At 72.5% G+C, this 10,240-nt stretch carries 7 protein-coding genes and 1 pseudogene; 3 read left to right on the plus strand and 5 right to left on the minus strand.

The annotated features are described in order from the left end of the window. Positions 1-1,440, plus strand: a 1,440-nt coding sequence (locus E1293_RS39275) for an MFS transporter (protein WP_132203936.1), incomplete at its 5' end; no start/stop codon positions are given. A 13-nt stretch (positions 1,441-1,453) separates the two neighbouring features. Here the strand turns inward: E1293_RS39275 and E1293_RS39280 are convergent. After that, the gene (locus E1293_RS39280) at positions 1,454-2,083 is read right to left on the minus strand and encodes a TetR/AcrR family transcriptional regulator (RefSeq protein WP_132203938.1); all 630 of its coding nucleotides are present in this window, start codon (positions 2,081-2,083) and stop codon (positions 1,454-1,456) included. Between the two features lie 348 nt (positions 2,084-2,431). Here E1293_RS39280 and E1293_RS39285 point away from each other — a divergent pair, with 348 nt between their 5' ends. After that, a complete protein-coding gene (locus tag E1293_RS39285; RefSeq protein WP_132203940.1) occupies positions 2,432-3,853 on the plus strand; it encodes an MFS transporter in 1,422 nt (473 codons plus the stop codon). On the opposite strand, the gene E1293_RS39290 is transcribed toward E1293_RS39285, so the two are convergent. The 4 genes and pseudogenes from E1293_RS39290 to E1293_RS39305 all read right to left on the minus strand — a co-directional run bounded on the left by E1293_RS39290 (position 3,799) and on the right by E1293_RS39305 (position 8,747). Beyond that, positions 3,799-4,617: a helix-turn-helix transcriptional regulator gene (locus E1293_RS39290; protein WP_132203942.1), complete on the minus strand. Its 819-nt coding sequence runs from the start codon at positions 4,615-4,617 to the stop codon at positions 3,799-3,801. The genes E1293_RS39285 and E1293_RS39290 overlap by 55 nt on opposite strands. Positions 4,618-4,671: 54 nt before the next feature. Then, a pseudogene (locus E1293_RS39295) lies at positions 4,672-6,313 on the minus strand (AMP-binding protein). After that, positions 6,310-8,037, minus strand: a complete 1,728-nt coding sequence (locus tag E1293_RS39300; protein WP_132203944.1) for an AMP-binding protein — start codon at positions 8,035-8,037, stop codon at positions 6,310-6,312. The pseudogene E1293_RS39295 and the gene E1293_RS39300 overlap by 4 nt, the downstream one beginning before the upstream one ends. Positions 8,038-8,132: 95 nt before the next feature. Next, a complete protein-coding gene (locus E1293_RS39305; RefSeq protein WP_132203946.1) occupies positions 8,133-8,747 on the minus strand; it encodes a TetR/AcrR family transcriptional regulator in 615 nt (204 codons plus the stop codon). Positions 8,748-8,843: 96 nt separating this feature from the next. Here E1293_RS39305 and E1293_RS39310 point away from each other — a divergent pair, with 96 nt between their 5' ends. Beyond that, on the plus strand, positions 8,844-10,211 hold the full coding sequence (locus E1293_RS39310) for an MFS transporter (protein ID WP_132203948.1): 1,368 nt from the start codon (positions 8,844-8,846) through the stop codon (positions 10,209-10,211). Positions 10,212-10,240 lie beyond the last annotated feature (29 nt).

Raw genomic sequence — 10,240 nt, forward strand, 5'->3', positions numbered from 1 at the left:
GTCCCCCACTACCGGACCCTCTGGCTGGTCCTGTTCGCCGGCTGGATGTTCGCCTACGCCGACCGCGCGATCACCGGCCCGGTCGTCACCTGGATGATCGACAACGACGTCGACTTCCTGCGCGCCGCGGAGAACCCGCACGCCCTCGGCGGCCTGATCGGCAGCCTGTTCTTCGCGGGCTACATGCTGACCCAGCTGCCGAGCGGCCACCTCGGCGACCGGTTCGGGCACGCCGCCGTCCTCACCGTGTCGTTCGTGTGGGCGGGCGTCGCGACCATCGCCAGCGGCGTCTTCGCCGGGCTGCTGACGTTCGTCGCGCTCCGCGTCATCACCGGGCTCGGCGAGGGCGCCTTCTACTCCAACGACCGGTCGCTGGTCGTCGCCCACACCCCCGAGCACAAGCGCAGCCTCGGCCTCGGCGTGGCGATCACCGGCCTGGCCTTCGGGCTGACCGCCGCCAACATCGCGGCACCGCCCCTGCTGGACCTCGGCGAGGACGTCCTCGGCCGCGAGCACGCCTGGAAGCTGCCGTTCCTGGTGTTCGGCGCCTGCACCCTCGTGCTGTCGGCCTTCATGTGGCGGTTCATGCGCCGGCTCGCCGGACGCCCGCTGCGGCTGCGGGCCCCGTTCGCGCGGCTCGCCGCCATGGCCGCCGTGTTCTGCGCCCTGATCATGACGCTGTTCTGGGCGAGCGACCGGCTCGGCATCCCCGAGTGGGCCGCCGCGGCGGCGCAGATCGTGCTGGCGCTGGCCATCGTCGCGGTGATGCGGCGGCGCGGCGGCATGCACCTGTCGATCTCGCTGCGCGACCGCGACACCATGCTCGTCTACATCGCGGCGATCTCCATCCTGTGGAGCATCTGGCTGTTCGGGTACTGGTCGGTGGCGATCGTCTCGTCCGCCGCCGACAGCTCGCTGACCGAGGCCGGGCTCACCGCGGCGTTCAACGCGGGCGCCGGCATCATCGGCTTCCCCGTGGGCGGCCGGCTCTCCGACATCGCCAAGCGCCGCGGCTTCGGCCGCCGCAACCTGCTGATCGTGGCGACCGTCGGGCAGGGCGTCCTCGTCCTGCTCTTCGGCGCCTACCTGCAACTGGTCGGCGAGCCGTCGCTGTGGGTCATGGGCGCGCTGATGTTCGGCACCGGGCTGTTCCTCAACGCCGTCCAGCCGATGTCGCAGGCGCTGACCGCCGACCTCGTCCGCCCGGAGAACCACGGCTCGGCGTTCGGCATGTGGAACCTCGTCGCCGAGATCGGCGCCGTCGCCAGCCCGGTCGTCAGCGGCGCCCTCCGCGACGCCACCGGCGGCTGGACGACGGCGATCTACCTCGACGCCGGCCTGGTCCTGGTCAGCGCCGCGCTCTACCTGGGCGTGCGGCGCAGCGGACCGGCCGGGACGGACACCGCGGCCGTCGGCGTCGGCGGGCGGGCCGCCGCGTGAGAGCCGCGGGCCGCTAGGTCAGCAGCGACCTGACATGGGCGAGGATGGGCTTGCGCAAGCCCGGCAGGGCCGAGTGCTGGCCCATGGCGACCATCCCGGTCACCAGCGACGCGATGCCGCCGACGAGCATCCGGCACGCGAACTCGGGATCGGGCAGCGCGCGGAACCGCTCGTCCTCGCCCAGCAGGCCGTCCACGATGTCGACGAAGCCGCGCTGCACGGTGACCCGCAGCGCCGCCGCGGCGGGGCCCGCCGCGTAGACCTCCAGCAGGAACGTCCGGGCCGCCGCCGCGTCGGCCGCGAGTTCCCGCAGGTAGGCGCCGAGCGCGTGTTCGAGCCGCTGCATCACCGGCTCACCGGACGCGGCGAGCGCGTCGTTGACCTCGCCGATGATGCGGTCCGCCGCGGCCTGGTAGGCGGCGAGGAAGCACGCCTGCTTGTCGGCGAAGTGCTCGTAGAACGTCTCCCGCGACACGCGCGCCCGTTTCAGCACGTCCGCGACGGTCGTGCGGGCGTACCCCTTCTCCCCGACCGCCTGCGTCATGCCCTGGAGCATCCGGTCCCGCTGGGACGCGGAGACCTGCGCGCGGCTGAGGTGATGACGGCCGCGCGGCAGCGAGGTGAAGCCGTCGGAGTCGTCCACACGCACAAGCTACCAACGTGATCGATGTCCGGAAGGAAATCCATTTACCATGAACATTCGTGTTCGCCGAGGTGTTACGGTTCCTGTGCATATCGGGGCCGGACGTCCCCGCCCGAACGCGAGGCGGGACGACCGTGCGATCACGGCCCGGCGCAGCCGGCGAGTGGTGACCGTTGTCCAGGCAGTGCGCCACGGGGGCCGATCTGCACTGGACGACGTCCTGCCGCCCGCCACTGACCCCGTCGCCGGGCCCGATCCACCGGAAGACCGCGCGGCCCCGCGGTTTCCCTCCGGCCCTTCGGCCGCCCCCCACCGCAACCCGGTGGCGGCGGCCGGGGTTGACCCGCCATGTTCTCCATCCCAGAACCACGGCGGCCCGCCCTCATGCTCGCGGTACTGCTGACCGGCCAGTTCATGGTCAACGTCGACATCGCGGTGGTGAACGTCGCCGGGCCCTCCATCCAGGACGGCCTGCACCCGTCGGGCGGCGCCCTGGAGCTGATCGTGTCCGGGTACACGCTCGCGTACGCCGTCCTGCTCGTCACCGGCGCGCGGCTCGGAGCGGCGCGCGGCCACCGGCGGATGTTCCTGGCCGGGCTCGCCGCGTTCACGGTGGCGTCGCTCGCGTGCGGGCTGGCCCCGGCCACGGGCACGCTGGTCGCGGCGCGGCTCGCGCAGGGCGCGGCCGGGGCGCTGATGGTGCCGCAGGTGCTGTCCGGCATCCAGATCCACTTCACCGGCAAGGCGCGTGCACGCGCGCAGGGCATGCTCGCCGTCGCGCTGTCGGGCGGCGCCGTCGCCGGGCAGGTGCTCGGCGGCGTGCTCGTCTCGGCCGACCTGTTCGGGCTCGGCTGGCGGCCGATCTTCCTGGTCAACGTGCCGGTCGGCATCGTGCTGCTCCTGGCGGGCGTGCGGCTCCTGCCCGCTGACAGCGCCGGCGGCAGGGCGCGGCTCGACCTCCCCGGGGTCGGGCTGCTGTCGGGGGCGACGCTGCTGGGGATCGTCCCGCTGCTGTTCGGGCGCGAGGCGGGCTGGCCGGTCTGGACGTGGGTGTCTCTCGTGGCCTGCGTGCCGGTCTTCGTGCTCTTCGTCCGGCGGCAGCGGCGGGTCGCGTCGCCGCTGCTCGACCTGGGCGTCCTCACCCGTCCCGTCGTGGCGTGGTCGCTCGGGGCATTGGGTGCGGCAACGGGCACGTACTACGCGATGCTGTTCGTCCTCGCCCTCTATGTGCAGGACGGGCTCGGACGCAGCGCACTGTTCTCCGGGATGGTGCTCGTCTCATGGGTCGCCGCCTTCGGGATCGCCGGGCCGCTCGTGCCGCGACTGCCCGCCAGGGTCGTGGAGGGAGCTCCGGTCGCCGGCTACCTGCTGCTCGCGTCCGTCTACGTCGCCGTCGGGCTGTCGCACGCGGACGGGACGGCGCTGATCGTCCTGCTCGGGTTCGGCGGGCTCGGGCTCGGCCTCGGGTTCGCGCCGCAGCTCGCACGGATCACGGCGGACGTCCCGGCCGAGTACGCGACCGACCTCAGCGGCCTGATCAACATGAACTTCCAGCTGGGCGGCGTCGCCGGCGTCGCCGTCTTCGGGACGCTCTACCTCGGCGTCCCCGGAAGCCACGCGCACGCGCTCACCGTCGTCATGCTCGCCTTCGGCGGGACGGCCCTCGCCGCCTCGCTCGCCTCGCTCGCGGGCCGGCGGGCGGCGAAGCGCGAACGTCAGGGGAGCAGCCCGGCGCGGCGGGCGGCGGTCACCGCCTCCAGCCGGGTGTGACTGCCGAGCTTGCGCATCGCCGACCGCAGGTAGCTCTTCACCGTCTCCGGCAGCAGCCCGAGGCGTTCGGCGGCCTCCGCGTTCGTGCACCCGATCGCGACGTAGGACAGGACGTCCAGCTCGCGCGGCGACAGCACCGGGCGCGGGCCGTCCGGCTCGTCCAGCCCGGCCGCCGCGAGCCGCAGCGACGCCTCGCGCAGCCGGTCGCGGGTCGGCAGGTCGCGGACCTCCTCCGCCAGCGCCCGCAGCTCGGCGTGGACGGCCCGGACCTCCTCCCACCGCGACGCCGACGTGCCGGGCCGCATCCGGGCGAGCGCCTCGTCCGCGCGGTCCTGGACGGCGAGGTCCTGCTCGACCTCCCGGGCCGCCTCGACGGCCGCCCCCATGACCCGGTCGGCGAGCGACAGAGGCTCGCGCAGCGCGCCGTAGAGGACGCCGCGGCACCGCCGCCGCACGACGATCGGGACCGCGACGATCGACAGCAGCCCCTCCCGGCCGACGGGCTTGTCGTAGTCGTGGCTGATCGCCGCCGAACACGGATAGTTGCTGACCCAGGCCGGGCGCCCCATGGCCATGGCCTTGCCGCCGAGCCCGTTGCCGTGGCGCACGACCAGGCCGCTCAGCGAGTCGGTCGCGTTGCCGACGAGCTCGGTGATGTGCAGCCGGTCCTGGCCGCTCAGGGCGCCCCCGAACACCACGGGGAGACCGGTCGTGCGCTGCAGCGTCAGCACCGCCGACCGGACGGCCCCCACATCATCGCCCATATCCCGAGCATGCCCTGCGTGACCATGGTCACGAAAGGCCGCACGCACAGAAAGTCACGCGTGCCCGGCGTCGGGGTCCTCCAGGCCGAGGATGTCGACCGCCTCGGCGCGCATCTGCACCTTGCGGATCTTTGCCGGTGACCGTCATCGGGAACTCGTCCACGACGTGCACGTAGCGCGGGATCTTGTAGTGGGCCAGCCTGCCCTCGCAGAACGAGCGCAGCGCCCCGGCGGTCAGGCCCGGCACGCCCTCGCGCAGCCGCACCCACGCCATCAGCTCCTCCCCGTACTTCTCGTCGGGGACGCCGATGACCTGCGCGTCCACGATGTCGGGGTGGGTGTAGAGGAACTCCTCGATCTCCCGCGGGTAGACGTTCTCGCCGCCGCGGATCACCATGTCCTTGATCCGGCCGGTGATGTTGACGTAGCCGTCGCCGTCCATGACCGCGAGGTCGCCGGTGTGCATCCAGCGGGCCGCGTCGATCGCCTCGGCCGTCTTGTCCGGCTCCTGCCAGTACCCGAGCATCACCGAGTAGCCGCGGGTGCAGAACTCGCCGGGCACGCCGCGCGGGACGGTCACGCCCGTCTCCGGGTCGACGACCTTGACCTCCAGGTGCGGCAGGACGGTCCCGACCGTGGACACGCGCCGGTCCAGCGAGTCGCCCGCGCGGGTCTGCGTCGACACCGGGGACGTCTCCGTCATGCCGTAGCAGATCGCGACCTCGCCCATCCCGAGCCGGTCGATGACCTGCTTCATCACCTCCGCCGGGCACGGCGACCCGGCCATGATCCCGGTGCGCAGGCTGGACAGGTCGAGGCCGGTCAGCGACGGCTCGTTCAGGACGGCGATGAACATCGTCGGCACCCCGTACAGCGACGTGCAGCGCTCCGCCGCGACCGCTTCGAGGGTCGCCTTCGGGTCGAACCCCGGCGCCGGGATGACGACGCACGCGCCATGGCTCGTCGACGCGAGGTTGCCCATCACCATGCCGAAGCAGTGGTAGAAGGGCACGGGCACGCAGATGCGGTCCTCTTCGTCGTAGCCGCACAGCTCGCCGACGAAGTAGCCGTTGTTCAGGATGTTGTGGTGCGACAGCGTCGCGCCCTTGGGGAAGCCCGTCGTCCCGGACGTGTACTGGATGTTGATCGGGTCGTCGGCGGTCAGCGTCCGCCTGATCTCGGCGAGGACGGCGGTGTCACCGGTGCGGCCCGACTCGACGAGCGCGTCCCAGCCGGGCGTGCCGATGAGCAGGACGTCCCGCAGCGCGGCGCACTTCGGCCGGACCTCCTCGATCATCGCCGCGTAGTCGGACGTCTTGAACGCCGATGCCGACACCAGCGTCCGGATGCCCGCCTGGTTGAGGACGAACTCCAGCTCGTGCACCCGGTACGCGGGGTTGATGTTGACGAGGATCGCGCCGAGCTTGGCCGTCGCGTACTGGACGAGCATCCACTCGGCGCAGTTCGGCGCCCAGATCCCGACGCGGTCGCCCTTGATGACGCCGAGGTCGCGCAGACCGAGCGCGACGGCGTCCACGTCGTCGGAGAACTGCTCGTAGGTCCAGCGGCGGCCGGACGCCCGGTCGACGAGGGCGTCCCGTTCCGAGAACGCCGTGGCCGTCCTGTCGAGGTTCGTGCCGATCGTGTCGCCGAGCAGCGGTGTGCTGGCGAGAGCCGACGCGTAGGAGAGCGTCATCGCAGGTCCTCCTCGCGGAACTCGCCGTCCGGCCTGTCGTCCGTGCCGTTCCGGGGGGTGTGGGGGGTCGCCCCCCCACCGGAAACAGGGCCGGGGTGCTTGTCGATCTCGCTCATCCGCAGCTCGACGCGGCGGATCTTGCCGGAGATCGTCTTCGGCAGCTCGGCGAACTCCAGCAGCCGCACCCGCTTGTACGGGGACAGCTGCGCCCGGCTGTGCGCGAAGATCGCCCTCGCCGTCTCGGCGGTCGGCTCCCAGCCGTTCGCGAGCGTCACGTACGCCTTCGGGACGGCGGCCCTGACCGGGTCGGGCGACGGCACGACGGCGGCCTCCGCGACCGCCTCGTGCTCGATCAGCACGCTCTCCAGCTCGAACGGCGAGATCTTGTAGTCGGACGCCTTGAACACGTCGTCGGCGCGTCCGACGTAGGTGATGTACCCGTCCTCGTCGCGGGAGCCGATGTCGCCGGTGTGGTAGTAGCCGCCGGCCATCGCCTCGTCGGTGCGGGCCTCGTCGCCGTGGTAGCCGGTCATCAGCCCGAGCGGGCGGTCCTCGAGGTCGAGGCAGATCTCGCCCTCGTCCGCCGGCTCGCCGGTCAGCGGGTCGACCAGCGTCACCTGGTAGCCGGGCACGGGACGTCCCATCGAGCCGGGCTTGACCGGCTGGCCGGGCGTGTTGGCGATCTGGACGGTCGTCTCGGTCTGCCCGAAGCCGTCGCGGATCGTCCGGTCCCAGGCGTCCCGGACCCGCTCGATCACCTCGGGGTTCAGCGGCTCACCGGCCGCGACGACCTCGCGCGGCGGCGTGGCCAGCCGCGCCAGATCGGCCTGGATCAGCATCCGCCACACGGTCGGCGGGGCGCAGAAGCTCGTCACGCCGCACCGTTCGAGGGTGTCGATGAGCCGGTCGGGGTCGAACCGCGTGTAGTTGAAGATGAACACGCACGCCTCGGCGTCCCACGGCGCGAAGATGTTGCTCCACGCGTGCTTCGCCCATCCCGGCGACGAGATGTTCAGGTGGACGTCCCCGGGCCGCAGCCCGATCCAGTACATCGTGGACAGATGCCCGGCAGGGTAGGACGCGTGCGTGTGCTCGACCAGCTTCGGCTGCGCCGTCGTCCCGGACGTGAAGTAGAGGAGCAGGGTGTCGCGCGACATCGTCAGCCCGTACGGGGTGAACGACTCGCCCTCCTCGTAGGCGTCGGCGTACCCGACCCAGCCCTCCACGGGGTCGCCCACGGCGATCCTGGTGTAGTCGCCGTCGACGCCGTCGAACTTCCCGGTGTCGGCCGAGCTGACCACCACGTGCCTGGCCTTGCCGCGCGTCAGCCGGTCCTGCAGATCGGCGGTGCCGAGCAGCGGCGTGCACGGGATCATGATCGCGCCGAGCTTCATCGTCGCGAGGACGGTCTCCCACAGCTCGACCTGGTTGCCGAGCATCAGGATGACGCGGTCGCCGCGCCGCACGCCCGACCGGCGCAGCAGGTTCGCGACCTGGTTCGACCGCCGCGCCAGCTGCGAGAACGAGTACCTCGCCTCGGAGCCGTCCTCCTCGACGATCCACAGCGCGGGGTAGTCGTTCCCGTCGGCGATCTTGTCGAACCAGTCCAGCGCCCAGTTGAAGCCGGTCAGCACCGGCCAGCGGAACTTCTCGTACGCGGTCGCGTAGTCGTCGCGATGCGCGAGCAGGAAGTCGCGCGCCGCGCGGAACTCGACTGCGGGCATGGTCTCTCCTCGTAGCCGCACGGACACCCGGTCAGAAGGATCGTTGGCCATCCAGGTGACCCACGCCACCCCCGAACGGGGGTACTGCGGTCGTCTTACCCTCCCGTTACGAAGGCCGACCGCAGCAGGCGGGCCATGTGGTCGCCGATTTGCCCGGGGGTCCAGCCGCGGTCGTCGAGGAGCGTCCCGCTGACGCCGTTCGAGATGAGCGCGAGGAGCATGTCGGTGGCGGTGTCGACCGTCCAGCCCGGGGCGAGGACGCCCTCCTCGTCCAGCCGCCTGATCAGCGCGCGGTTCGTCTCGTACCGCCAGTACATGGCGGTCTCCCAGTGCCCGGCGGCGTCCGGGTCGCTGCCCGCCTCCCGCTCCACCGCCCGGGACACGGCGAGCACCCGCGCCATGAACTCGGCGTGCCGGTGCGCGAACACCTCCAGCGCCGTCACCGCGTCCGGCGCCTCGCCGATGGGCGCGAACCGGCCCTCCAGGTCCTCGACCTCGTTGACGTAGCCGAACAGCTCGCTGATCAGGTCGGCCCGCGACTTGAAGTGCAGGTAGACGGCCCGCCGCGACACCCCGGCCCGTTCCGCCACCGCCGCCATCGTCGTCGCCGCCATCCCCTGCTCCTCGACGAGCTCGCGCGCGGCGCGCAGCAGCGCCAGCCGGGAACGCCGGCTCCGCGCGTTCCTCGGCTCCTCGATCGACCTCGCCACGCCTCCATGCTCCCAAACCCCGCCCTTGCCTAGAACTGCACATGCTGTGTACTTTCAATCGAAGTACACATCCTGTGAAGTTATGGAGGGGTCCTGTTGGCCCAGCGGAACCAGTGGTGGCCGGTCATCGGCTGCGGGCTCGTCGTCTTCATGGCGACGCTCGACACCAGCATCGTCAACGTGGCCCTGCCGGTCATCGAGCGGGACTTCGGCGTCCCCACCTCCGCCACCGAATGGGTGGTCCTCGGCTACCTGCTGCCGCTGATCGCACTGACCCTGCCCGCCGGCCGCTGGCTCGACCGCACCGGCCCGCGCGCCGCGCTCCTGCTCGCCATGGGCGGCTTCACCCTCGCCAGCGCCGCCGCGGGGGCGGCCCCGGCGCTCCCGTACCTGGTCGCCGCGCGGGTCGTGCAGGGGGCCTTCGCCGCGATCCTGTTCGCGGTGATCCCGTCCATCACCGTCCGGGCCGTTCGCCCCGACCTGGCCGGACGCGCCGGCGCCCTGGTCATGACCCTCGGCCCGCTGGGCGCGGTGAGCGGGCCGCCGCTCGGCGGTCTGATCGTCCAGGCGTGGGGCTGGCCGTGGATCTTCTACATCAACGTCCCGGCCGGGGCCGTCGTGGCGCTCATCGCGCTGACGAGCCTCGCGCCCGACGCCCTTCGGCCGCCCGGCCGCGCGTTCGCGGCGGAGACCGTCCTGCTCGGCGGGGCGGCCGCCGCCCTCCTGCTCGCCCTGTCGCTCTCGGCGAGCCACGGGCCCGCCTGGCTCGTCCTCGCCCCGGCGGCCGCCCCGCCCCTGCTCCTCTGGTGGCGGACGCGGTCGAGCGGCCCCGTCCGCGCCCTCATGCGCGTCCGGGCCGCCGCGGCGCCCGTGCAGGCGATCCTCCTGAACGCCGTGCTGATCTCCGTCGTGGAGTTCCTGGCGCCTTTCTACCTGCAGCGGACACTGCACCTGTCACCGGTGGCCACCGCGACCGCGATCCTGGCGCTGCCGGTGGCGCTGGTCGCCGCCGGCCCGCTCGGCGGCTTCCTGGGCGACCGGTGGGGGACGTCCCGCACGGCCGCCCTGGGCGCGGCGGTCGCGACCGCGGGCGCGCTCCTCCTCGTCCCGGCCTCCGCCGCCTGGCAGCCGGCCGACTTGAGCTGGCGCCTCGCCGTCATCGGCGCCGGCACCGGCCTCCTCGCCGGCCCGAGCTTCACGATGCTCATGTCCAGCGCCTCCGACGCGCTACAGGGCACGGCCGGCGCCGCCCAGAGCCTCGCCCGCCAGCTCGGTTTCTCCCTGGGCCCCGCCCTGGCCACGACGACGTGGTCCCTCACGGACTACACGCTCCCGGGCATCCGCACCGCCTTCGCCCTGGCCGCTCTCACCGGCCTCACCGCCGTCCTGGTCCTGGCCCGCAACTCTCCTGAGAGGAAGGTACGTGCTGTCGCCGCCCGCCACGATGAGCCCAGCGCCCGCTGATCAGGCGGGGGCGTTCTCCGGGGCCGGGG

Origin of the sequence: Actinomadura darangshiensis (assembly GCF_004349235.1) — a bacterium.
GTDB classification, from domain to species: domain Bacteria; phylum Actinomycetota; class Actinomycetes; order Streptosporangiales; family Streptosporangiaceae; genus Spirillospora; species Spirillospora darangshiensis.